This is a genomic window from Cupriavidus sp. FW306-1B-F12B (assembly GCF_058781795.1).
On the sequence record NZ_JBYSXC010000007.1, the window covers coordinates 273,769 to 295,381 of the forward strand.

Here is a 21,613-nt window from a genome sequence, read left to right on the forward strand (position 1 = left end):
CGCACATCAAGGAGACGCCATGGCAATGCAAGTTTTGCCGCAGGAGGCCCCCTGCGGTGCGCTGGTCAGGGGCCTGGACCTGAAGCAGGCACTGACCGATGCGCAAGTCGCAGAAATTCGCCGGCACTGGCTTGAGCACAAGGTCCTTGCCTTCACCGACCAGGACCTGGCCATCGAGGACATCGAACGCTTCGCGTCAACGATCGGCCCGCTCGGCAGCGATCCCTATTTCACCGCCATCCCTGGCCATCCCCATGTCGCGCAAGTTCGGCGCGATGCCAACGAGCGCACGCCGATCTTTGCCGAGTCCTGGCACTCGGACTGGAGCTTCCTGGCGCAGCCACCGGCGGCTACGGTGCTATACGGCAATGTCATTCCGCCAGTGGGTGGTGACACGCTGTTCGCCGACCAGTACGCCGCCTGGGACGCGCTGCCGGAGGAACTGAAATCACTGGTGGCCGGAAGGCAAGGGGTCCATTCCGCGCGGCGCGGCTATTCGCGGCAGGGCGCGTATGGTGAGAAGGACAAGGGGCGCTCGATGGTTATCCGCTATTCGGATAGTGCGCTGGCAACGCAGCTACATCCCATTGCGCGCAAGCATCCCGAAACCGGGCGCACTGCGTTGTTCGTCAGCATGGGTTATACGATCGGCATCGATGGCATGAGCGATGAGGAGGCGGCGCCGATCCTGCGTGCGCTGTTTGAACACCAGGCCAGGCCGGAGTTTGTGTATCGCCATCGGTGGTCGCAGGGGATGCTTGTCGTTTGGGATAACCGCTGCGTGAACCATGCGGCGACTGGTGGCTATGATGGGTACGATCGCCTGTTGCATCGGATTACTGTGGAGGAGCGCGGCGATCGCGCCGGCTGACGCTCCGGGCGGACGTTGGGGGCCGACGGGATGACGGCGACTGTATGACTTGCCTCAGTCCGGGTGCGGCGAAGCCAGCCGGTATCCCGGCTCCCAGCCGGGCGCCAGGCGCCCGGCGGCTAGGGGCGCCGCGCCGTGGCGGCGGCGCACAAGCCCGTGTATGCGGCCCCCAGTGCGGAGGCTGCGCTGGCCGAGCTGGAGGCCTTCGACCAAGACAAAGGGGTAAGGACTACTCCCCGATCGCCGCGTCCTAACGTCGCGTCTGGGATCAGGTGATCCCGCTCTTTGCCTTTCCGCCGGCGATCCGCAAGATCATTTACACAACAAATGCCACTTGAGCGCTGCGAGCCGCTTCATGCCAATGAGGTCCCAGTGATATTCCACTTCAGTCAGTACCACTGAGCCCCGGGTCGAGACGCGCCGGTCTAGCAGTCGTCCGCCGGCACGTTCGTAGAACTTGCGCGCCCGTGCATTTTCCTCGAGTGACCACAGGCGCATCGAACTGGAACCTCGCCTCAACAAGGCTGACGCGCAGCACGACAGAAGCCTCAGTCCGACACGCTTGTCATGAAACGCCTGCAGTACGTAGAGGGCGTAGACCTCTCCCCGACATTCCTGCTCTGCTTCGCGACATGGTCCGCAATCGGAAAAGCCGACGACTTCAGCCTCACTGGTCGCGACGAAACAGGCTACCGATGGGTCCGCGAGAATGCGATACCTGGCTGGCAGCCGGCTTTCCGCTGTCACATTCGCAAGCATATCTTTGGGAAGCAGCTCGCCATATGCTTGATGCCAGCAAAGCGCATGAACCGCCGAAATCGCAGCCGCATCGGCTTGGGTGGCAAGTCGGATGGTCAGGTCTTCCTGATGCGGGCGATCGGGCATTGGTCTGGTCATGTGGTTGCTAATGGAACCTCGCGATCCTCGGCCCAAGATCACCTCAAGTCAAACAAGCCGCATTAACCACCCCCACCGCCAGCGAAATCACCCCCATCACCGCCCCAACCCCCCGGTTATCACTGGAAATTGCCTCACCAACACCCCCCAAGGCCCGCGCCACCACCAGATAAGCCAACACCTGCACCGCAAACGCCCCAAACGCCCACAACAAAAACATCCCAAACGTAGCGTTGTGCTGAATGCTCGACGACAACGTCAGCGAGAACCCCAGCACCGCACCGCCCAGCGACAACGCCGCAGCAACATTGCCCTCGCGGATCAGCTGGAATTCCCGATGCGGCGTCACCCGCGTATAAACCAGCAGGAACAGCCCCAGCATCGCAAAGCTGGTGACGATATAGATCAGGTAGGCAAGCGCCGGGTGCATGGCATTGACCATAGGTTGGACTCGTTGTCAGTTGTCAGGGATGTAAATACGACATGGCGATCGGCAGGCGGCACTCATCCGCCGCCGGAGCGTCCGGAGCTGCCGAAGCGGCTGGTGAAGCCGCCGCGCGATACCACCGGCGCGCGCGATACCGCCGCGGCGCGCATGGACAGGCCCATGGAGCGTCCGCCGCTGAGCGAGCTGCGGCGTACGGTGGCTTCTTCCACCATCGCGGCGTGCGGGGTGGCGTTGGTGAAGGATTGCGTGCGCGTGCCGGTGCTGTCGTAGACGTTCATCGGGCGCAGCGGGCCGGCGGACATGTCCCGCTGGGTCTGGGTGCCGTTGGGGTGGTAGACGGTGCCGCTGGAGGTGTAGTACGGGCCGTACCAGCGCGCGTAGTACAGGCTGCTGCCGTGGCTGGTGCCGGAGCCGCCGGTGGCGGTGTCGCTGGCGGATGCGTTCAGGCTGGAGCTGTAGATCGTGCTGGGGTCGTCGACCGGCACGCTTTCGCAGTCGTTGGGGGTGTTCCAGTCGGCTTCGCAGTCTTCCAGCGTGGCGTAGCTGGCGCGGCGCACGGTCACGCCGGGATCGTCGTCGGCGTCGTCGCTGCAGGAGCCGAGTGCCGCCACGCCGGCCACCACGGCGCAGGCGCCGATGATCCACAGCGTGGGCGAACTGCGTTTCTGCTCGCCCGCATAGGGCTGCGGCTGCCACGCGGACCTGGGCGATCCCTTTGGCTTGGGCTGGTACGGGCTGCCGTACTTCGACGGCTTGCGACCGTTGTTGTTCTTCTTTGCCATCGGTCCTTACTCGTTCATGAAGTAGTGTGGAACGAAGAAACTGGTGTTCTTGGCGATGGGCCCGGATTCCTCGCGCACGCACAGGCCGCTGGGCACGTCGTCGACAATCCATACGCCCAGCGTGGTGTAGCGGCCGTCAAAGCGCCGCGCCGGGGAATAGGCCTGGTAGATGAAGCCTTCGGCGCCGTATTCGCCGGGGTTGTGGACGTGGCCGCCTTCCGGGGTGGCCAGGGTCACGCTCTCGCCTTCGCGTGACAGGAAGGGCTTTTTGGCGTGCGGCTGACCGGCGAAGTGGCTGGGGTCGAAGCTGGCTTCCAGCAGGTTGGGATGGCCGGGAAAGAGCTCCCACAGGATCGGCAGGATGGCCTTGTTGGACAGCACGGCCTTCCACGGCGGCTCGACCCAGCGCACGGGGCTGTGTGGCAGCTGGTCGCGGTAGTCGGAGGTGGCCATCCATTCCCACGGATAGAGCTTGAAGACGACTTCCATCGGCACGTTGTCGGCGTCATAGAACTTGCCGCGGCCGTCGGTGCCGATGTCTTGCAGGTCGACCAGCTTGACGGACCAGCCGGCCTGCAGCGCGGTGTCCATCAGGTACTCGGTGTTGCAGATGTCTTCCTGGCTGTCGAACATGCACGCAAGGTGCAGCAGGCTGGCGTTGCGGTAGTGCTTGCGCAGCCATTGCCAGCGCGCCACCAGCGCGTCGTGCAGGCTGTTGAACTGGTCGGCCTGGGGCTGCACGGTGTCTTTCCAGTACCACTGCGCGACGGCGGATTCGATCAGCGAGGTCGGGGTGTCGGCGTTGAACTCATACAGCTTGGGCGCGCCGTGCTGGTCCAGCGTCATGTCGAAGCGGCCGAACAGCGTGGGCTCGTCGCGGTCCCAGGAGGTGCGGATCAGTTGCGCGAAGTCCTTGTCGATTGCCAGGCGTGCGAACAGGTCGTGGTCGATCACGTGCTGCACGGCTTCCAGGCAGCGCTGGTTCAGGTCGTACGCGGCGGCATAAAGCGTTTCGATCTCCTGCTTGCTGAAGGCGTAGGCCGCATCTTCGCGCCAGTAGAAGAAGGTGTTGTCATCGACTTCACGCGGGACGTTGAACTCATCCAGCGAATGGAAGTGGAAGCCGACCTTCTCAAGTTCGCGCGGCCAGTTGCGGCGCGGGGTCTGGGGGATGCGTTGCATCAGCAGGCGAGTGTCAGAAGAGAGGGATCGGGCTGGGCCATGGCGTCGTCCAGCAGGAAGTCGGTAAAGGCGAGCGCGCTGGCGCCGGGCCGCGGCAGCCAGTCGGTGAACTGTACGCTGAGCGGTGCCCACCAGTGCGCGGCATCGGCCAGCACGGGGCGGAAGTCGAGCGCATCGGATTCCACCACGCCGCGCGCCGGGTTGGCCAGCATCCACTGCATGGCGGCGATCAGGCTCGATGCTACCTGCAGGCTGGTGGCGGTGTTGTACGGCGCCAGCGAGCGCGCGCGTTGGGTGGAGAGGCGCGACCCGTACCAGACCGCGCCATGGCGGCTGCTCATTAGCAGCACGCCGAGTTCGTCCTCGCCGCACTGGATCTCGTCGCGCAGGATGCGTTCGCCGCGCATGCGCGGGGCGGCGCGGTCGTCGAGCCATTGCATCGAGGTCTGCGTGGCGGATGTCGGGCGGTAGGCGTAGTAGACGGTGGGGCGGTACAGCGGCTGGCCGGCAGGCTGGTCGGTCAGGTATTCGGCGATCGAGATCGATTCGTTGTGCGTGATCAGGTACGCATCGAACGGGCCGTGCACCGGCGACCATGACCGCACGCGCGTGCGGTGCCCTGGCCGATCCAGTGCGATGGCCGCGCCGCTGCCGTAGCCGTGGCGATAGCCATCGGGCGGCAGCGCGGGCTCATGGCTGCCCCAGCCGAGTTCGGCGTCCTGCAGGCATTCGGTGATAAAGCCTTCGGCCGACCAGGTGTTGGCGAACTCGCCGTCGCGCGGATAGCCGGGGGCTTGCTGGCTGTCGTACTCGGCGACCTGGATCACGCGCACGTCCAGTGCCCGCGCTAGGGCAGCCCAGCCGGCGCGGTCGTGGGGCTCGGGCTGATTCAAGCCGATATTGCCGGCCAGTTCCATCAGCGCGGCCTTGACCAGCACCGAGACCAGCCCAGGGTTGGCGCCGTGCGCCACCAGCGCGGTCGGCTGCGTCTCACGGCCGCGGGCGAAGGCCAGCATCTCGTGGCGCAGCGCGTAGTTGCTCAGGTGCGAGGCCTGCGGGTCGGCCTCATAGTCCCACGGCTCGATGCCGGCATCGACATAGAACGTGCCGCGTGCCTGCGCCAGCGCGATCAGGTCGCGGCTGCAGACGGACGGCGCCAGGTTCAGCAGGAAAGTGCCAGGCCGCAGCAGCGGGCCCAGCATCGCTTCAAAGTTGCCGGCCGTGATGGTGGCTTCGATGGCATCCAGCCCGTGGCGGGCGGCCAGTTGCTGGCGCGCGGCGTCGAGCACGCGGTCCACCACGGTAATCGCTGCCCGCGGCCAGGTTCGTTCCAGCAGCGGCAGCACGGCCTGGCCGATGCAGCCAAAGCCGACGATAACGATTTGTTCGATCACGCAGACCCTTCCGCCCGTAACCGGCGATGGGCGGCCTGGGGCGCGGCAAGACGGCCACGCCGGCGCAGGACTGCCCTCGCCTCGCTTTATCAATTCTGATCGGAATCGCTAAATGTAGCGAAGGGCAATACTATAGCCGGGCGCGGCTGGTGCCAACCGCCGCGCGGCTTGGGGGCGTGACCTGCCTGTCAGCCGAACAGGCGCCAGGCCAGCCGCGCCGCCACGCGCGCGCCCTGGTGGTCGCGGTCGTACTGCGGGTTGTACTCGGCCAGGTCGGCCACGCGCAGCTTGCCGCTGCGGCGCGCAAGCATGGCCACTTCCTCCACCACCGGCAAGGGCACGCCATAGGCGGCGGGTGCCGACACGCCCGGCATCACGGCCGCGGGCAGTGCGTCGAGGTCGATGGTCAGGTACACGTGGTCCGTGGCATCGATGCGCGCCGCCAGTTCCGCGAGACGCGATGCCAGGTGGCGCTCCTGCATGTCCACGTCTTCGACGTAGCAGACGCCCAGCGCATCGGCGCGGCTGAACAGCGCCGGCGTGTTGCTGAGGCGGCTGACGCCGAGGCAGACATAGTCGAACGGCTGCCCGCGCTCGGCGCAGGCGTTGGCGATCTGGTCGAACGGCGTGCCGGAGCTGGCGGGCCGGCTGGTGCGCAGGTCGAAGTGGGCGTCGATATTGATGATGAGCACGCGCCCGCCATCGTCCTGCGCATCCAGGTGCGCGCGCAGGCCTTGCCACGTGCCCCAGGCCACTTCATGGCCGCCGCCGAGCACCAGCGGCAGCCCGCCGCGCGCCAGCACGTCGCGCACGGCGCCCGCCAGCGCCAGCTGGGCTGATTCCAGGTCGCCGTCGTCACAGCTGACATTGCCGGCGTCGTATAGCGCGGGCAGCCCGTGCGCCGGCACGTTGGCCAGCGTCTGGCGGATGGCGTCGGGGCCGTGCGCGGCGCCGGGACGGCCCTGGTTGCGCAGCACGCCGGCGTCGCAATTGAAACCGAGCAGCACCGGCGCGCCGTCGAGCGGCGTCACGTCCGCTGCTTCCAGCGCATGCACGATGCGGAACAGGCGCGTGGTGTCGCCACGCTCGCCGTCGTCGACACGGCCCTGCCAGAGGTTCTGGGTCACAGCCATCGTCACGCCCGCGTCAGCACGGCCTGCAGGAAGCCGCGCGTGCGTTCCTGCGTCGGCGCCGAGAAGATGACCGACGGCGGCCCGGCCTCGATGATGCCGCCGCCATCCATGACCACCACCACATCGGCCACTTCGCGGGCGAAGCCCATTTCATGGGTGACCACGACCATGGTCATGCCTTCGGCGGCCAGCACCTTCATCACCTGCAGCACTTCGCCCACCAGCTCGGGGTCCAGCGCGGAGGTCGGCTCGTCGAACAGCATTACGCGCGGCTCCATGGCCAGTGCGCGGGCAATGGCCACGCGCTGCTTCTGGCCGCCGGACAGGCTGGCGGGCATGGCGTGGGCCTTGTGCGCAAGGCCAACCTTCTCAAGCAGGCCCGTCGCCTTGCGCTCGGCTTCCTCGCGCGAGGCGCCGCGCAGCATGCGGGGACCCACCGTGACGTTGTGCAGCACCGACAGGTGCGGGAACAGGTTGAACGACTGGAACACCATGCCCACTTCGGTGCGCAGCTGGTTCAGCTCGTGCTCGCCGATCAGCTGGCCGTCGGTCACCAGGCGCTTGCCGACGATGTCGATGGTGCCGGCCTCGGGTTGTTCCAGGCCGTTGCAGCAGCGCAGGAAGGTGCTCTTGCCCGAGCCGCTGGGGCCGATCACGACCACGACCTGCGACGGCTCCACATCGAAGTCGATGCCGCGCAAGACGGTATGGCCGCCGAACGATTTGCCCAGGTTCCGGATCCGGATGATTGCGGAATCGCTCATTGCACCATGCCTCCCATGCGCAGCCGTTGTTCGGCGCGCCGCAGGATCAGCCCGGCCGCGCTCGTCAGGATCAGATAAACCAGCGCGATCGCCAGATAGACTTCCAGCGACCGGTACGACACGCTGATGATCTTCTGGCCCTCATGCATCAGGTCGGCAATGGTCAGCAGCGACACCAGCGCCGAGTTCTTGATGAGGGCGATGAATTCGTTGCCCAGCGGCGGAATCATGCGCACGATGGCCTGCGGCAGGATCACCGCGCGCATGGCCTGGCCGGACGACATGCCGATCGAGCGCGCGGCTTCCATCTGGCCCTTGTCCACGGACTGGATCGCGCCGCGGACGATCTCCGACACATAGGCGCCGGAATAGATGCCCAGCCCGATCACGCCGCACACAAAGGCCGGCAGCAGGATGTTGAACTGCGGCAGCCCGAAGAACAGCAGGAACAGCTGCACCAGCAGCGGCGTGCCGCGGATGAAGGTCACGTAGGCGGTGCAGATGCCGAAGATGAAGCGGCGCTTCGGGTCCAGCCGGCCGATGCCGACCAGCAGGCCCATGACGCAGCCCAGCACCAGCGCGCAGGCCGTCACCTCCACGGTGATGACGGCGCCGTGGACGATGTCATGCCAGCCGGCAAAGACAGGAGAAAAATCCAATTCCATGATGATGATCCGCGCGGCTTACTTGGCGGCCGTGCCGAACCATTTCTGGGTCAGCTTGGCGTAGGTGCCATCGGCCTTCACCTTGGCGAGTGCCGCATTGAGGGCGCGGGTCAGCTCGGGCGTGTCCTTGCGCACGGCCATGCCGTATTCCTCGGTGGTCAGTTGCTGCTCCACCATGCGCAGGCCGCCGCGGGTCTTGACGTACTGCATCGCGGCCGGCTTGCCGGTCACGGCGGCATCGGCGCGGCCGATCTCGACCAGGTTGAACATTTCCTGGTTCTTCTCGACTTCCACGCGCTGCACCTGCGGATACGTGTCACGCAGGAAGCTGACTGACTTGGTGCCCACCTGCACGCTGACCTTCTTGCCGTTCAGGTCGGTCGGGGCGTGGACGGTGGTGTTGCCGCTCTTGACCAGCGCCACCAGGCCGCCGACGTAGTACGGCTCGGTGAAGTCCACCACCTTGCGGCGCTCGGGGGTGATGTAGATGCCGGACACTGCCATGTCGAAGCGGCGCGAGACCAGCCCCGGGATCAGGCCCTTGAAGTCGATGTCGGTCCATTCGACCCGCTTGCCCATGGTCTTGGCCATGGCCTCCACCAGCTCCACGTCAAAGCCGGTGCGCTTGCCGTTCTCGATAAATTCCATCGGCGGGAAGGTGGCGTCGGTGGCCACGCGCAGCACGGCATTGTCCTGCGCGTGCGCGGCGGTGCCGAGGGTCAGGGCGGTCAGAGTTGCCAGGCCGGCCATCAGGCATTTGCGACGAAGGTTCATGGAAGTCTCCTATTCTCGGGAACGAGGGATCTGCCGTCGCATGGATTTGCCGACGGCGGCGGTAACGAATTGCTTGGTATTCAGTAAGACTGCAGCCGCGCGGAAATCCGCATCGCCGCTGCCACGGTCATGTCGATCAGCGCGGTCTCGCGCCCTTGCCGCCGCGTGGCCGGCACCATCAGCGTGATGGAGCCCAGCGCATCGGCCTTGCTGCGCCGCGAGAACAGCGGCGCGCTCACGCCCCACACGCCCGGATCCACCTCGCCCTCGCTGACGGCGTAGCCGGTCTCGCGAATGGCGCCCAGCTCGGCCAGCAGCCGTTCGGCTTCGCCTGGCTCGCACTGGGCCCGGACCAGGCGCTCGCGCGCTTCGTCGCGCATGAACGCCAGCAGCGATTTGGCCGATGCACCGGCGCGCAGCGGCACGCCGCGGCCCTTCTCGAACGAGCAGCGCAGCGACTGGCGGCTCTCCACCATCTCCAGGCACACCACGTGATCCTTGACGGCGACGACCAGGCCCACGCTTTCATCGGACTGCTGCGCCAGCAGCTGCATGTCGGGCAGGGCTTCGCGCGCCAGATGCGAGGCCATGTCAAAGCCAAGCGCCAGTTGCAGGCTGATCGGGCCCGGCGCGTATTCGCCGTCGGACTCCAGCACGAAGCCCCAGCGCTTGAGCAGCATCAGCTGCCGGTAGAGCGTGCTCTTGGGCAGGCCCGTCTTGGCAACCAGCTCGCGCACCGTGATCGGCGCGCCGTGTTGCGCCAGCGCCGCCAGCACGAACAGCACGCGATCGGCACCGCCCGCGGGCTGGGCGGGTTCGGCAGGCGCGGAGGTCGCGGGCTTCACGGTGGTGGGGTTGTCGACGGCATTCAACATAGGGCCCAAGAATAGGACCTGATTCCCAGAAATCAAAACAGAGAGTCCCGGAAAATGGGAATGAATGACTAGGGATAACCCTTGGTGACTGGCGATTTGATCCGCCAAGTGCGCGGGGCGCCGCTGCGCCGCGCTCAGTAGATGCCCGGCAGCATGCGCCAGGTCCGGTCGCAGTACGACGCGTACTCGTCGCCAAACTGGTCGCGCAGCAGCGCTTCTTCCGCCCGGATGCGCGCCAGCAGCACCGGCACCATCAGCAGCGTCAGCACCACGCCCACGCCGGAGCGGAATGCCAGTACCCATCCCAGCGAACTGACCAGGAAGCCGAGGTAGCTCGGATGCCGGATCACGCCATAGATGCCGGTGGTCACCAGCGTGTGCCCCGGCTGGATCGCCACCAGCCCGCTGAAGCGCCGCCCCAGCACAAACACCGGCCACAGCCGCAGCACGCCGCCGCCGGCAAACAGCGCCACGCCGATCCAGCGCATGGTATCGCCATCGAGCGTCCAGAAGCCGATGCGGTCGGTAAAGGGCGGCAGGTACGCCGCCAGCAGCCCCAGCACGCCAAACACTGCCAGCACCCAGCGGTTGCCGCGGTCCTCGCGCATGCCGCTGCTGATATTGCCGCCGGAGAACAGTGCGGCGATGGACAGGGCGAACAGGACCAGGGTCAGGGCCACGCGCGCTGGGTGCGCGAAGAAGGGGGCGATGCCACCCCAGCCTGCAATGGCGATGGCCAGGTAGGCGAGCGTGCCGGCGAGAGTGGCAATTGCCAGACCGGGAGTCGGGCGCATGGGGAACCTCCGTTGCGGCGGTGGATGCACAAGCGAAGGGTAAGCCTCAGGCGGCCCGGGTGTCGAGGGCGGCCGGGTCGTGATTAAATCTGCGTCTTGCGCCGGCGCATTGCCGGCGCGCTGTGAACCGCTTTTGTCACACCATCATGCCCCTGATCGACATCAAGAACCTCCAGCAAGCCGCCCAAGACTTCGGCAAGGCCCGTAACTGGGGCAAGTACCACAGCCCCAAGAACCTCGCGATGGCGCTGAGCGTGGAGGTGTCCGAGCTGGTCGAGATCTTCCAGTGGCAGACCGACGCGGAATCGCGCGCCATCATGTCCACCGACGAGCGCGAGCATGTGGAGCAGGAGCTTGCCGATATCACCATCTACCTGGCGCAGCTGGTGACGGCGCTGGGCGTGGACCTGGACGCGGCGATCCGCGCCAAGATGGAGATGAACGCCAGGAAGTACCCGCTGCCGGAATGAGCCGCCCGGCGCAGGGTGTGTCGCCGCCATAGCGATGCCTTGCCGGCGGCTTGATGCTTTGATCAATGGATCGTGGCGGTGCTCGGAATTTGATCATTTGATCAAACCGGCCGAGCCCTGTTTCTGCGATGCGCGGCCGCTCGGCATCGTGCCGTATCTCGCATCCCTCGCTTCGCCCCCCTTCATGCAACGCCCACACCACTAGGTGCCCACCTCACCCGTCACTGGCACGCCCCATGCAGTCATAGGGCATGGCCCGACAGAGGCCTGCAACGGAGACGGTGATGGCATCCCTCGGTGAAACGACGAAGACAACGGCGCAGGCCACCCACAGCCCGCACGTCCTGGCATCGCGCCTCGCCGCCGATGCAGAGCCGCCCCTCGGCGCACACCTGGTCACGCCGCGGCATGGCTATGCACACCACGGCATCTACGTCGGGCGTGGCATGGTGGTGCACTACGCTGGCTATTGCCACCGGCAGCAGCGCGGCCCGGTGGAAGAACTGAGCCTGGCCGCCTTTGCTGCCGGCCATGGCATCACGGTGTTGGGCACGCCGATGGCGCGGTACAGTGCCGCTGAATCCGTCGGCCGCGCCCGCTCACGGTTGGGCGAGGACTGCTACCGCCTGCTGACCAACAACTGCGAGCACTTCTGCATGTGGTGCCTGTACGGCGAAAGCCGCAGCGGGCAGGTGCGGCATTGCCTGATGCATCCACTCAGCGGCCTGCGCCTGGCAGCGAGCATGCTGCTTTGCTGGTGCAAGACTGCGGCCGCGCCTGCGTGGGACGGCGCGACGGCGTGAGCTCACGACAATGGCCGGCTCCCCGTCAGGACGCACAACAGCAGCACCCCGTTCAAAGCGAGCAGTCCGCTCACCAACAGCACGATGGGCGGGGCATCCCGAGTCCGCTCGCGCAGGCGGGTGACCCCCGGCAGCCACTCGCCTCGCGTACGCCGGGACCAGCAGGCGATGCCCGCGCCGCACATGCCCAGCCACGCCAGCGTTCCCAGCGATGCCCAGCCGCGTGGTTGCGGCGCCGGGATCGGACGAATGGAGGCTTGCTGGAGCGTCGGGCCGGAGGCTCTTTGGATCACCACAGGGGGCGCCTGAATCCCCGCTTCTGCCAATGGCTCTGACGGTGGTGGAGCGGGGAGCGGCTCCGCTGCCGGTTGAGTCGCTGGCGTCGCTAGCGTCGCTGGAGGTGGCGCGACCGCTGGCCGCGAGGCCTCGACCCTGACCGCAGCCTGCTTGTTCCTCGACGCCTCCCGCGCCCGCGCCGCCGGCGGCGTTGGTTGCGGCGCGGCAGCCCGCGGCGGTTTCCTGGCTGGATGCCGGCGCCAGCTGGCAAAGACCCGGTCCAGGCATGCCACCGACGTGCAGGCATCCCGGCGCTCCCGCCAGGCGGCGATGTCGCTCCCTTGGATCGCGCCGGCGCGCAGCCGGCGCTGCTGGTCCGCATGGATGCGCTCGTGTTCGCGCTGGAGCATGGCGTGATCGCAGATCAGGTCGCCGGCGTGTGGCACTGAATGCAGGCAGGACGTGCCGGCGGCGAGCGGATCGTCGCAGCGCGAAGGACGCAGCGTGGTCTTGCAGGCGATATCCGACGCCTGCGCACTGGCAGCCAGCAGAAGACCGAACGCGATGCAAGCGGCCAGACGGCCCGGAAGCCTTGTCATCCTGTCGCCCGTGGATGGTGGGGATCGTCCGGCGCTGAAGCGGGCGCCGATGGACTTCTATTCTGGAGCGGCGCCAGCAATCTACGGTTCGATAGCCCACAGAAGCGGGCGGCAAACTTTTGGGCGCGGTCTCGGATGCCTGGCTGAGGCCATAAATCCGGAGAGCCGCGGAAATTTCTCCTCTACCTTGGATCTGACAACGGCAGCCTGCCGCTGTGCCCGCTTTTCAGATCACTACCAGGCTCACGACCCAACCTGCCACATAGAGCCCCAGCCCGAACACCGCATGCGTCACCAGGCTATGCACCCGTGCCACGTTTGGCCGCGGCGTGCGGCTCGCGGCGATGCCGGCACCCATCGCCGGCTGCATCAGCAGGAACGGTGCCGCCACACTGCCGATGCCGACGATCAACGCGGGTGCCAGCGTCGGATGACGCGCCCAGTCGAGTCCCCATAGCCCCAGCAGGATGGCCGCGAACACGATGCCGGTCAGGTAATGCGCGATCCAGCCGATCGCGCGCTCGCCGGGCACTGGTGGCGATGCAGCGATGGGATGGTGGCAAAGGCGCCCTCGCGGCAGCCACGCGAGCCAGCGGCCAACTAATCCATAGTCCAGTGCAGGCACGCCCAGCAGCCGCTTGCGCAGGATGGCCCAGGTGTCCATCACCAGCGTTGCTCCGGTGCCGATCACGATTGCATTGAACATGAGCGCCACCGATGTATCAGGCATGGGCAGTCTCGCCGGCGGTCAGTGATGAAGCCGCAGCGCGGGCGGTGATCATCCAGCAGGCAGCGGTGTAGCGCACAGTTGCGCGATGAACGTAAGGCTCGAATGCTGCGCGAACGGTTGCGACGACGCTGGCGCGTGTGCTTGCATCGGCCTCGCGCAGGGCCAGTCCGACGGGACCCAGGCGGGACAGGTAGTCCACCAGCGCAGGCTCCGGCAGCGTGCAGGCGAAGTCGATCGCCTCGACATCGATCCCGGTCCAGCCGCCCTCTTCCAGGATGGCATGCACGCGCTGGCGGTCGCCGAAGGCGAACTGCCCCGGCGCCCCCGGCTGCCGCCGCGGCAGGTTGGACAGCAGCGGTGCGGCCGCTCGCTCGGCGGTGGTCATGAACGGATTCTCCGCGGCGCTGCGCCAGGCGATGCAGTGGAGCGTGGCATCCGGTGTTGCGGCCCGGCGCAGGTTGGCAAAGGCCCGCACCGGCTCGCTGAAGAACATCACGCCCAGGCGCGACACGATGCTGTCGAAGCTTGCTGGCGCGAAGGCATAGTCCTGCGCGTCGGCGCGAATAAAGCTGGCGGTCGAGCCGCCGTGCTGCGCGCGTGCCCGTGCAGCGGCGAGCATCGGCTCGGAAATATCGATGCCGGTGCATCTGCCCTGCGCGCCGAGCCTACGCGCCAGCGCGATCGTAGTGCTGCCGGTGCCGCAGCCGACATCGAGCACATGCTGCGCGGAAGTCTTGCCGACCGTATCGACAAGCAGGCCTTCCAGCGGCCGGAACATGTCGTCGAGCACCGCCTGCTCCGCGACCCAGGCATGGCCGGACGGGCCGTTCCACAGGGCGGCCTGGTCGCCGCCGTTGCTGCTGGTCTGCTGTTGCTCACCCATGGTTGTATCCCCTTGCACGCCGTCCTGGCATGGAAGCTACACTGTGCCAGTTCAAGTCGACTTGAGGTCAAGCGGTGACAAGTCTCGATATTGCGGAAGTGGCCCGGCAGGCTGGCGTGCCGGCCTCGACGCTGCGGTACTACGAGGAAAAGGGGCTGATCGCGTCCATCGGCCGGCGCGGGATGCGGCGCATGTTCGATGCCGGCGTGCTGGAGCGGCTGGCGCTGATCGCGCTGGGGCGTGCCGCCGGTTTCTCGCTGGATGACATCGCGCAGATGTTCTCGCCACAGGGCCAGCCGAACATCGACCGGCAGGTGCTGGCGGCCAAGGCGGATGAGCTGGACCGGACCATCCGCAAGCTGACTGCGATGCGCGACGGACTGCGGCATGCGGCGGTTTGTCCGGCGCCAAGCCATATGGAGTGCCCGACGTTCCAGCGGATCCTGCGGGCGGCGGCGTCGGGGGCGATTGGCGGGAGGAAGCATGCCCACGGGCTCCCAACGCACTGACGCTCCGCGCTGAACAAGCGTTTCGAATGGCCCTTTTTCGGGCTCTGCGGAGTTTGGCGGGACCATTCTCCGCGGAATTTGCGGAGATTAGCTTTAAGGATGGGGCCGGCCTCACCCTAACCTGAACTGCCCCACCGCCCCCGCCAGGCTTCCGGCCTGCGTCTGCAGCGCCGCCGCAGCAGCCGTGGATTGCTCAACCAGCGCCGCATTCTGCTGCACCATCTGATCCAGCTGGCTCACCGCCATATTCACCTCTTGAATGCCGCGGGTCTGTTCCATGGCTGCGTGAGTGATCTCGGAAATAATGCAGGTCACCCTGGAGACGTTGCTGACGATCTCGCTCATGGTGTGGCCGGCGCGGCGGACCTGGCCGGAGCCGGAACTGACGCTGCCCACGGTGGATTCGATCAGGGTCTTGATTTCCTTGGCTGCCTGCGCGCTGCGTTGCGCCAGGGCGCGCACTTCGCCCGCCACGACCGCGAAGCCGCGGCCCTGGTCGCCGGCGCGGGCGGCTTCCACCGCGGCATTGAGCGCCAGGATGTTGGTCTGGAAGGCGATGCCTTCGATCACGCCGATGATGTCGGAGACCCTGACCGAGGCGTTCTCGATCTGGCCCATGGTGGTGATGACTTCGCCGATCACGACGCCGCCGTCGGCGGCTACGCGCGAGGCAGCGGTGACGGATTCACAGTACCAGTGCGATTACCGATGCGATCAGCACTGAGCGCATGCCGGCGGTGGCCTCGGCCTTGTCCAGCGCGACAGGCAGGCGAAAGCCGGTCGAATGCGATCAGGTTGACGACACAACGCGCCAAGTTGGTGCAGGATAGTGCGCTTGCGCGTCCCGGGAATGCGCGCTGGCGGATCTGCATTCGTAACGCGAACACACGCAGGAGCGAGTGGAGCGGATTTCGGCGGGATAAAACGCCAGATCGAATGCATTGCAATACAAGCGGCGTTGCACTGCAGCAGTGATGTCGATGGGGGCGTTCATGACTATGACAGCTGCCGCAGCAGAACGCTTGCCGCAGCGCATCCGACGGCGGCTTGGGCAAGTTACGCCTGTCGTCAAGCGTTGCTGATCCGTCATGCAGACAAGCTAACGACTTTTTCACAACGTATTACAAAGATTTACAGCCGTTATGCGATCGGCAACATATCCTCCGATCAACTCACAAATAACCCAAACGGAGAGCCTACCGTGTCATTCCTTTCTTTGACTTCCGCGCCGCTGCGCGTGCTTGCCCTGAGCGGTGCCCTGGCGCTGGCCGCCTGCGGTGGTGGTGGCGGCGATGATGGCGGCGGGCAGGGCACGCTCAAGGTCTCGATGACCGATGCGCCGGCCTGTGGCTTCAACAATGTCTTCGTGACCGTCAACAAGGTGCGCGTGCATAGCAGCGCCAGCGCCGAGACGAGCGCCGGGGGCTGGGTCGATATCGACGTCGTGCCCGCGCGCAAGATCGATCTGCTGTCGCTGACCAACGGCGTGATGACGGTGCTGGGCCAGACCGCGCTGCCTGCCGGCAACTACCAGCAGGTGCGCCTGGTGCTCGATGCCAACCGTGGCAGCGGTGCCGGTGCGCTGGCCAATTCGGTAGTGCCCATCGGCGGCACTGAGCAGGCGCTGGATACGCCCAGCGCGGTGCAGTCGGGCATCAAGATCAACCGGCCGTTCACCGTGGCAAAGGATACGCTGACCGACCTGGTGCTGGACTTTGACGCGTGCAAGTCGGTGGTCACGCGCGGCAATGGCACTTTCGGCCTGAAGCCGGTGGTGACGGCGATCCCGACGACCGTCAGCGGTGAAGTGAACGGCGTGGTCAGCGGGGCACCGGGCGCGCGCGTCTATGCCGAGCGCAACGGCGTGGTGGTGAAGTCGACGGTGGCGGACGCCAACGGCAACTTCAAGCTGGTGCCGATCGAGCAGAGCAGCACGGCCGGCCCGGTTGACGTGGTGGTGGTGCCGGGTTCTGCCAATGCCAAGGCGGCGGGCATCGTGCGCGGCGTGCCGGTGGTGGTGGGCACGCCCACGGCGATCTCGACCGCGGCCGCACCGATGTCGCTGCCGGCGTCGACCTATCGCCGGGTTTCGGGTTCGGTCACGCCGGTTTCGGCGGAAGCGACCCTGCGCGCGCTGCAACTGGTCAATGGCGGCAATTTCGAGATTGCGGCCACGGCTGCCGCCAGCGATACCGGCGCCTACAGCATGTTTGCCACCGAACCGGCGCTGCCGGTGGCCGCTCCGGTGATCGGCACCTACCAGGCCGCGCTGCCGATTCCGCTGCAGCCGGATGGCGCTGCCGCGGGCAAGTACAGCGTGCAGGCCACCAGCGCCACGGGTGCGGTGCAGACCCAGCCGGCGGACGTGAGCGCTGCCGACGCCCTGGTGAATTTCTCGTTCTGATTCCGGGGGACCGGGACCGGAGCCGGAAGGGGGCCTGGCCCTCTTCCGGCTTTTTTTGTTGGCCAGGGGCGTGGTTGCGCCGCCACCGCCTGGCGCAGTTTCCCGCTAGACTGCCAGTCTCGCGTTTCGGGAGATCGCGCCATGGCAGCACGCACCGCGGCGAAGGCCGCATCCAGGACTGCAGCAACCTCAGAGGCCACACCCAAGGCCAGGCCACGCAAAGCCGCCACGTCCGCCGAGCCGGTGCGGGTTGGCATCGGCGGCTGGAATTTCGCCCCGTGGCGCGACAACTTCTATCCCGCCGGCCTGGCGCAGGCACGTGAGCTGGCCTACGCCAGCCGCCACCTCAGCGCGATCGAAATCAACAGCACTTACCACGGCACGCAGAAGCGCACCTCGTTCGCCAAATGGCGCGACGAGACGCCGGATGATTTTGTGTTCGCGGTGAAGGCCTCGCGCTTTGCCACCAACCGGCGCGTGCTGGCCGAGTCCGGCGAATCGATCGAACGCTTCATCGACAGCGGCATTGCCGAGCTTGGCCGCAAGCTGGGTCCGGTGGTGTGGCAGTTCGCGCCCACCAAGCAGTTCGATGCCGAGGACTTCGAGGCCTTCCTGCAGCTGCTGCCGGATTCGGTGGAAGGCGTGAAGCTGCGCCACGTGCTGGAGGTGCGGCACGATAGCTTCCAGTCGCCGGACTACCTCAAGCTCGCGCGCAAGTACAAGGCCGCCACGGTCTTTACCGATTCGCCCAAGTTTCCGTCGATGGCGGATCTCACGGCAGACTTTGTCTATGCACGGCTGATGGCCAGCAGCGCGAAGCTGAAGGCCGGCTACGCGCCCAGGGACCTGGATGCGTGGGCTGCACGGGTGCGCACGTGGGCGCAGGGCCACCAGCCGGACGACCTGCCGACGGTGGAAGACCGCAAGTCCGCCGCGCGCAAGCGCGAAGTCTTTGTCTTCTTTATCAACGGCGCCAAGGAACGCGCGCCGGCCGCGGCGCAGGCGCTGCTGGAGCGGCTGGACTGGGCGCCGCCGGCCGATGACTGACGGATCGACATCCCTGGATCGCTATAATCGCGCATGAACTCGACCCCCGCCCAGCCGCAAGCCGGCACCGCTTTTTCCAACCTGCCGCTGTCGCCCACCATGCTCGCCACGCTGGCGCAGCTTGGCTATGACGAAATGACGCCGATCCAGGCGGCCAGCCTGCCGATCACATTGGCGGGCCAGGACCTGGTGGCGCAGGCCAAGACCGGCAGCGGCAAGACCGCCGCCTTCGGGCTGGCGCTGCTGCACCGGCTCGATCCGCGCCGCTTCGACGTGCAGGCGATGGTGCTGTGCCCCACGCGCGAGCTGGCCGACCAGGTCACGCAGGAAATCCGCCGCCTGGCGCGCGCCGAAGAGAACATCAAGGTGCTGACGCTGTGCGGCGGCTCGCCGATGCGGCCGCAGGTCGACAGCCTGATCCATGGCGCACATATCGTGGTGGGCACGCCCGGCCGCATCCTGGATCACATCGACCGCGGCAGCCTGGACCTGTCCGGCATCAACACGCTGGTGCTGGACGAGGCCGACCGCATGCTCGACATGGGCTTCTTCGACGACATCGCCTATGTGGCCAGCCGCTGCCCGAAGGACCGGCAGACGCTGCTGTTCTCGGCCACCTATCCGCCCGGCATCGACAAGCTCAGCCACCGTTTCCTGCGCAACCCGCAGTCGGTCAAGCTGGAGGCTACGCACGACAACACCACCATCCGCCAGCGCTTCTATGAGGTCGAGGAAGGCGAGCGCCTGAACACGGTGGGGCGCCTGCTGGATCACTTCCGCCCGGTCAGCACGCTGGCCTTCTGCAATACCAAGGCGCGCTGCCGCGAGCTGGTGGAGCTGCTGCGCGCGCAGGGCTACCAGGCGCTGGCGCTGCACGGCGAGCTGGAGCAGCGCGAGCGCGACCAGGTGCTGGTGCAGTTTGCCAACCGCAGCTGCTCGGTGCTGGTGGCCACCGACGTCGCCGCGCGCGGGCTGGATATCGCGCAGCTCGAGGCAGTGATCAATGTCGAGATCACGCCCGATCCTGAAGTCCACGTGCACCGCATCGGCCGCACCGGCCGCGCCGACCAGGAAGGCTGGGCCTTCAGCCTGGTCAGCATGGACGAGATGGGCCGCGTGGGCAACCTGGAACAGCACCACGGCGGCGAATTCGAATGGCAGCCGCTGGCCGACCTGAGGCCCGCCAGCAATGAACGCCTGCTGCCGCCGATGGTGACCTTGCAGATGCTGGGCGGCCGCAAGGAGAAGATCCGCCCCGGCGACATCCTGGGGGCGCTCACCGGCGAGGCGGGCTTCACCAAGGAGCAGATCGGCAAGATCAATGTGCTGGAGATGTCTACCTATATCGCGGTGGAGCGCAGCATCGGGCGCGAGGCGGTGAAGCGGCTCAATGCCGGCAAGGTCAAGGGCAAGAAGGTGAAGGTGCGGATGCTGACGGAGTGAGGTCAGGACTGCCTTGACCCACGCCTGCCATGAGCGCGTCACAACATTGCTTACAAAGATTCGCGTAAGTCACCCTGTAACGGCGCGCGTTACTTTGCTACTCTGATGCCATTGGCACCTAAGCAGGCACCGCCAGCCGCATTGCATTGTCGACGGAAAAGGAGTTGGTGATGAAAACCGCACGCCAGGTTCTGGAGTCCAAGCCGAGTCAGGCCATTTACAGCATCCCGCCCACGGCGACCGTCTACGCCGCGCTGCAACTGATGGCGGAGAAAGGCATCGGCGCGCTGCTGGTGATCGAGCATGGCGAGATCCTGGGGATCCTGAGCGAGCGCGACTATGCGCGCAAGGTGATCCTGATGTCGCGCACCTCGCGCGAGACGCTGGTTCGCGACATCATGACCAATGCAGTGATCTACGTCGGCGCCAGCCAGACCACCGACGAATGCATGGCATTGATGACCCGGCACCGGCTGCGCCACCTGCCAGTGATGGAAGGCGACGAGCTGATCGGCATGCTGTCGATCGGCGACCTGGTCAAGGACATCATCTCCGAGCAGCAGTTCATCATCGAGCAGCTGGAGCATTACATCACCGGGGGCGGGCGCTAGGCCTGTCGTGTTCGGGGGCTGGTCGCATTGCATGCGCCCGCCCCGTCCACTCTCCCGCGCGCGCCCGCCGGCTAGCCCAGCGTGCCGAACCTCACCCCATGCGCCGCCAGGTAGCGGCGGTACGCGCCTGCCAGCTTGTCCGCCGGCTGGGGCACCTCCACCCCGGTGCGCAACGGCAGGCGGCGCGGCTGCTGCGATTCCACGATCGGCTTGTCCTGCAGGAAGATGGTGTCCTGGAATTCGCGCAGGCTGGCGTCGTCATCGTCCGTCACCAGTGACATCACGAACCACACGCGGCTCGATTCCTCGTCCCGCGGGCCGATAAACAGCGCGATGGCGCCGCGATGGTTGTCGCCGAGGTCGGGCACCTTGGTCAGGATCGCGGCGTAGGGCGCAACCACGCGGTATTCATACTCGACCATGGCTCCGCCGGCGGCGCTGGCGTGCGCGCGCGGCTGCCAGGCGCGGCAGCCGATGGTGCGCAGCGCGTCGGGCTTGCGCGCATCGCCGATGGCTTTCACTTCATAGGGCGGCACTTCGGTGTGCGCCGGGTCACCCAGGTAGCCGTCATGGACATAGCCGAAGTGCGCCATGTCGAGGAAGTTCTCCACCAACCGTGGCGCCGAGGTGGCAACGTCGTAGGGGCCGCAGACCACGTGGCGGCATTCGGCGTCGTGGTACTCGGGGAAGGACGGCAGTTCGGGCACGGCCTCGGTGCCGTCGCCGCCAAGGCGTACCCATAACAGCCCGTAGCCCTCGCGCACCGCGTGCGTGGTGGCGCAGGCGCGCGGCGCGGGCACCAGTTCCGGGTGGGCGGGATAGCGCGTGCAGCGGCCGCCCGAGGCAAAGCGCCAGCCGTGATAGCCGCAATGCAGCAGGCCATCGCGCACGGCGCCCAGCGTGAAAGCGGCGCCGCGGTGCGGGCAGCGATCGTTCCAGGCGTGCCAGCCGTCGACATTGCGCCACAGCACCAGCGCGCGGCCAAAGAGCCGGGCGGCAAAAGGGCCGTCGCCATCGGCCTGTTCGATGGCCAGCACGGGGTGCCACTGGCCCAGTTCGGGCCCGGCCGCATCGGCGGCCTGACCTGCTTCGTGTCGTGGGGTCTCGGTCATGACGAAATCTTACCTTCGTAGTGGCGATGTGATCTTGCATCGCATCGTGCCTGATCCTTGCCACGCAAGTGACGTGCCAGATATCTGGGTCACGAGCGCGATATTTGCTGGCCGCATATAATTATGCGTTCGCTGAATTAGGTCACC

General features: G+C 66.6%; 23 protein-coding genes and 2 pseudogenes. 9 read left to right on the plus strand and 16 right to left on the minus strand.

Annotated features, from left to right (window positions below):
- Window positions 1-19: 19 nt before the first annotated feature.
- Window positions 20-871, plus strand: a complete 852-nt coding sequence (locus AC3WLE_RS14825; protein WP_492353255.1) for a TauD/TfdA dioxygenase family protein — start codon at window positions 20-22, stop codon at window positions 869-871.
- Between the two features lie 126 nt (window positions 872-997).
- Window positions 998-1,203 (plus strand): annotated as a pseudogene (locus AC3WLE_RS14830) (transposase); the annotation flags it as partial.
- Here AC3WLE_RS14830 and AC3WLE_RS14835 read toward each other — a convergent pair.
- The 11 genes from AC3WLE_RS14835 to AC3WLE_RS14885 form a co-directional block, all read right to left on the minus strand.
- Window positions 1,184-1,768: a GNAT family N-acetyltransferase gene (locus AC3WLE_RS14835; protein WP_492340221.1), complete on the minus strand. Its 585-nt coding sequence runs from the start codon at window positions 1,766-1,768 to the stop codon at window positions 1,184-1,186. The pseudogene AC3WLE_RS14830 and the gene AC3WLE_RS14835 overlap by 20 nt on opposite strands.
- A gap of 43 nt (window positions 1,769-1,811) precedes the next feature.
- The gene (locus AC3WLE_RS14840) at window positions 1,812-2,210 is read right to left on the minus strand and encodes a DUF350 domain-containing protein (protein ID WP_010811407.1); all 399 of its coding nucleotides are present in this window, start codon (window positions 2,208-2,210) and stop codon (window positions 1,812-1,814) included.
- 62 nt (window positions 2,211-2,272) lie between these two features.
- Window positions 2,273-2,998 carry a hypothetical protein gene (locus AC3WLE_RS14845; protein ID WP_492353367.1) on the minus strand — a complete coding sequence of 242 codons (726 nt, stop codon included), beginning with the start codon at window positions 2,996-2,998 and terminating at the stop codon, window positions 2,273-2,275.
- Window positions 2,999-3,004: 6 nt separating this feature from the next.
- Window positions 3,005-4,180, minus strand: coding sequence for a glutathionylspermidine synthase family protein (locus AC3WLE_RS14850; protein ID WP_492353368.1), 1,176 nt, complete (start codon window positions 4,178-4,180; stop codon window positions 3,005-3,007).
- The gene (locus AC3WLE_RS14855; protein ID WP_492357383.1) at window positions 4,180-5,574 is read right to left on the minus strand and encodes a saccharopine dehydrogenase NADP-binding domain-containing protein; all 1,395 of its coding nucleotides are present in this window, start codon (window positions 5,572-5,574) and stop codon (window positions 4,180-4,182) included. Before AC3WLE_RS14855 ends, AC3WLE_RS14850 begins: the two co-directional genes overlap by 1 nt.
- 188 nt (window positions 5,575-5,762) lie before the next feature.
- Entirely contained in the window at window positions 5,763-6,707 is a 945-nt protein-coding gene (hutG, locus tag AC3WLE_RS14860) for a formimidoylglutamase (RefSeq protein ID WP_492357384.1), read from the minus strand.
- Window positions 6,708-6,709: 2 nt separating this feature from the next.
- Window positions 6,710-7,471: an amino acid ABC transporter ATP-binding protein gene (locus tag AC3WLE_RS14865; RefSeq protein ID WP_492321519.1), complete on the minus strand. Its 762-nt coding sequence runs from the start codon at window positions 7,469-7,471 to the stop codon at window positions 6,710-6,712.
- Window positions 7,468-8,136 (minus strand): amino acid ABC transporter permease, encoded by a 669-nt coding sequence (locus tag AC3WLE_RS14870; RefSeq protein WP_492321518.1) that lies wholly within the window; start codon window positions 8,134-8,136, stop codon window positions 7,468-7,470. Before AC3WLE_RS14870 ends, AC3WLE_RS14865 begins: the two co-directional genes overlap by 4 nt.
- Window positions 8,137-8,154: 18 nt before the next feature.
- Window positions 8,155-8,910 (minus strand): transporter substrate-binding domain-containing protein, encoded by a 756-nt coding sequence (locus tag AC3WLE_RS14875; RefSeq protein WP_492321517.1) that lies wholly within the window; start codon window positions 8,908-8,910, stop codon window positions 8,155-8,157.
- An 80-nt stretch (window positions 8,911-8,990) separates the two neighbouring features.
- Window positions 8,991-9,785: an IclR family transcriptional regulator gene (locus AC3WLE_RS14880; protein WP_492357385.1), complete on the minus strand. Its 795-nt coding sequence runs from the start codon at window positions 9,783-9,785 to the stop codon at window positions 8,991-8,993.
- Window positions 9,786-9,919: 134 nt separating this feature from the next.
- The gene (locus AC3WLE_RS14885; protein WP_492353371.1) at window positions 9,920-10,579 is read right to left on the minus strand and encodes a methyltransferase family protein; all 660 of its coding nucleotides are present in this window, start codon (window positions 10,577-10,579) and stop codon (window positions 9,920-9,922) included.
- Between the two features lie 146 nt (window positions 10,580-10,725).
- On the opposite strand from AC3WLE_RS14885, the gene AC3WLE_RS14890 reads away from it, so the two are divergent.
- Complete coding sequence (locus AC3WLE_RS14890; RefSeq protein WP_010811417.1) at window positions 10,726-11,049, plus strand: nucleotide pyrophosphohydrolase; 324 nt, start codon at window positions 10,726-10,728, stop codon at window positions 11,047-11,049.
- A 284-nt stretch (window positions 11,050-11,333) separates the two neighbouring features.
- Window positions 11,334-11,852, plus strand: a complete 519-nt coding sequence (locus tag AC3WLE_RS14895; RefSeq protein WP_492321514.1) for a lecithin retinol acyltransferase family protein — start codon at window positions 11,334-11,336, stop codon at window positions 11,850-11,852.
- Between the two features lie 2 nt (window positions 11,853-11,854).
- On the opposite strand, the gene AC3WLE_RS14900 is transcribed toward AC3WLE_RS14895, so the two are convergent.
- The 3 genes from AC3WLE_RS14900 to AC3WLE_RS14910 form a co-directional block, all read right to left on the minus strand.
- Window positions 11,855-12,727 (minus strand): hypothetical protein, encoded by an 873-nt coding sequence (locus AC3WLE_RS14900; RefSeq protein WP_492357386.1) that lies wholly within the window; start codon window positions 12,725-12,727, stop codon window positions 11,855-11,857.
- 226 nt (window positions 12,728-12,953) lie between these two features.
- Entirely contained in the window at window positions 12,954-13,457 is a 504-nt protein-coding gene (locus tag AC3WLE_RS14905; protein WP_492357387.1) for a DUF2938 domain-containing protein, read from the minus strand.
- Entirely contained in the window at window positions 13,450-14,340 is an 891-nt protein-coding gene (locus tag AC3WLE_RS14910) for a class I SAM-dependent methyltransferase (RefSeq protein WP_492357388.1), read from the minus strand. The genes AC3WLE_RS14905 and AC3WLE_RS14910 overlap by 8 nt, the downstream gene beginning before the upstream one ends.
- A 74-nt stretch (window positions 14,341-14,414) precedes the next feature.
- Between AC3WLE_RS14910 and AC3WLE_RS14915 the strand changes: the two genes are divergently transcribed.
- Entirely contained in the window at window positions 14,415-14,849 is a 435-nt protein-coding gene (locus tag AC3WLE_RS14915) for a helix-turn-helix domain-containing protein (RefSeq protein ID WP_492321510.1), read from the plus strand.
- A gap of 111 nt (window positions 14,850-14,960) precedes the next feature.
- Here AC3WLE_RS14915 and AC3WLE_RS14920 read toward each other — a convergent pair.
- A pseudogene (locus AC3WLE_RS14920) lies at window positions 14,961-15,536 on the minus strand (methyl-accepting chemotaxis protein); the annotation flags it as partial.
- A gap of 514 nt (window positions 15,537-16,050) precedes the next feature.
- Between AC3WLE_RS14920 and AC3WLE_RS14925 the strand changes: the two are divergent.
- The 4 genes from AC3WLE_RS14925 (at window position 16,051) to AC3WLE_RS14940 (ending at window position 20,354) form a co-directional block, all read left to right on the plus strand.
- Window positions 16,051-17,253: a DUF4382 domain-containing protein gene (locus AC3WLE_RS14925; RefSeq protein ID WP_492353269.1), complete on the plus strand. Its 1,203-nt coding sequence runs from the start codon at window positions 16,051-16,053 to the stop codon at window positions 17,251-17,253.
- 141 nt (window positions 17,254-17,394) lie between these two features.
- Window positions 17,395-18,300, plus strand: a complete 906-nt coding sequence (locus AC3WLE_RS14930) for a DUF72 domain-containing protein (RefSeq protein ID WP_492357389.1) — start codon at window positions 17,395-17,397, stop codon at window positions 18,298-18,300.
- A 33-nt stretch (window positions 18,301-18,333) separates the two neighbouring features.
- A complete protein-coding gene (gene dbpA, locus AC3WLE_RS14935; RefSeq protein WP_010811426.1) occupies window positions 18,334-19,743 on the plus strand; it encodes an ATP-dependent RNA helicase DbpA in 1,410 nt (469 codons plus the stop codon).
- Between the two features lie 170 nt (window positions 19,744-19,913).
- Window positions 19,914-20,354 (plus strand): CBS domain-containing protein, encoded by a 441-nt coding sequence (locus tag AC3WLE_RS14940; RefSeq protein ID WP_492321507.1) that lies wholly within the window; start codon window positions 19,914-19,916, stop codon window positions 20,352-20,354.
- 71 nt (window positions 20,355-20,425) lie between these two features.
- On the opposite strand, the gene AC3WLE_RS14945 is transcribed toward AC3WLE_RS14940, so the two are convergent.
- Window positions 20,426-21,466 carry a Rieske 2Fe-2S domain-containing protein gene (locus AC3WLE_RS14945; protein WP_492321506.1) on the minus strand — a complete coding sequence of 347 codons (1,041 nt, stop codon included), beginning with the start codon at window positions 21,464-21,466 and terminating at the stop codon, window positions 20,426-20,428.
- Window positions 21,467-21,613 lie beyond the last annotated feature (147 nt).

Excerpts from the sequence above, each read along its gene's own strand:
- AC3WLE_RS14870 (WP_492321518.1), bottom strand. The coding sequence starts at position 8,136 with ATGGAATTGGATTTTTCTCCTGTCTTTGCCGGCTGGCATGACATCGTC.
- AC3WLE_RS14875 (WP_492321517.1), bottom strand. The coding sequence starts at position 8,910 with ATGAACCTTCGTCGCAAATGCCTGATGGCCGGCCTGGCAACTCTGACC.
- AC3WLE_RS14845 (WP_492353367.1), bottom strand. The coding sequence starts at position 2,998 with ATGGCAAAGAAGAACAACAACGGTCGCAAGCCGTCGAAGTACGGCAGC.
- AC3WLE_RS14835 (WP_492340221.1), bottom strand. The coding sequence starts at position 1,768 with ATGACCAGACCAATGCCCGATCGCCCGCATCAGGAAGACCTGACCATC.
- AC3WLE_RS14890 (WP_010811417.1), top strand. The coding sequence starts at position 10,726 with ATGCCCCTGATCGACATCAAGAACCTCCAGCAAGCCGCCCAAGACTTC.
- hutG (WP_492357384.1), bottom strand. The coding sequence starts at position 6,707 with ATGGCTGTGACCCAGAACCTCTGGCAGGGCCGTGTCGACGACGGCGAG.
- AC3WLE_RS14895 (WP_492321514.1), top strand. The coding sequence starts at position 11,334 with ATGGCATCCCTCGGTGAAACGACGAAGACAACGGCGCAGGCCACCCAC.
- AC3WLE_RS14865 (WP_492321519.1), bottom strand. The coding sequence starts at position 7,471 with ATGAGCGATTCCGCAATCATCCGGATCCGGAACCTGGGCAAATCGTTC.
- AC3WLE_RS14885 (WP_492353371.1), bottom strand. The coding sequence starts at position 10,579 with ATGCGCCCGACTCCCGGTCTGGCAATTGCCACTCTCGCCGGCACGCTC.
- AC3WLE_RS14910 (WP_492357388.1), bottom strand. The coding sequence starts at position 14,340 with ATGGGTGAGCAACAGCAGACCAGCAGCAACGGCGGCGACCAGGCCGCC.
- AC3WLE_RS14880 (WP_492357385.1), bottom strand. The coding sequence starts at position 9,785 with ATGTTGAATGCCGTCGACAACCCCACCACCGTGAAGCCCGCGACCTCC.
- AC3WLE_RS14850 (WP_492353368.1), bottom strand. The coding sequence starts at position 4,180 with ATGCAACGCATCCCCCAGACCCCGCGCCGCAACTGGCCGCGCGAACTT.
- AC3WLE_RS14930 (WP_492357389.1), top strand. The coding sequence starts at position 17,395 with ATGGCAGCACGCACCGCGGCGAAGGCCGCATCCAGGACTGCAGCAACC.
- AC3WLE_RS14905 (WP_492357387.1), bottom strand. The coding sequence starts at position 13,457 with ATGCCTGATACATCGGTGGCGCTCATGTTCAATGCAATCGTGATCGGC.
- dbpA (WP_010811426.1), top strand. The coding sequence starts at position 18,334 with ATGAACTCGACCCCCGCCCAGCCGCAAGCCGGCACCGCTTTTTCCAAC.
- AC3WLE_RS14825 (WP_492353255.1), top strand. The coding sequence starts at position 20 with ATGGCAATGCAAGTTTTGCCGCAGGAGGCCCCCTGCGGTGCGCTGGTC.
- AC3WLE_RS14840 (WP_010811407.1), bottom strand. The coding sequence starts at position 2,210 with ATGGTCAATGCCATGCACCCGGCGCTTGCCTACCTGATCTATATCGTC.
- AC3WLE_RS14940 (WP_492321507.1), top strand. The coding sequence starts at position 19,914 with ATGAAAACCGCACGCCAGGTTCTGGAGTCCAAGCCGAGTCAGGCCATT.
- AC3WLE_RS14900 (WP_492357386.1), bottom strand. The coding sequence starts at position 12,727 with ATGACAAGGCTTCCGGGCCGTCTGGCCGCTTGCATCGCGTTCGGTCTT.
- AC3WLE_RS14945 (WP_492321506.1), bottom strand. The coding sequence starts at position 21,466 with ATGACCGAGACCCCACGACACGAAGCAGGTCAGGCCGCCGATGCGGCC.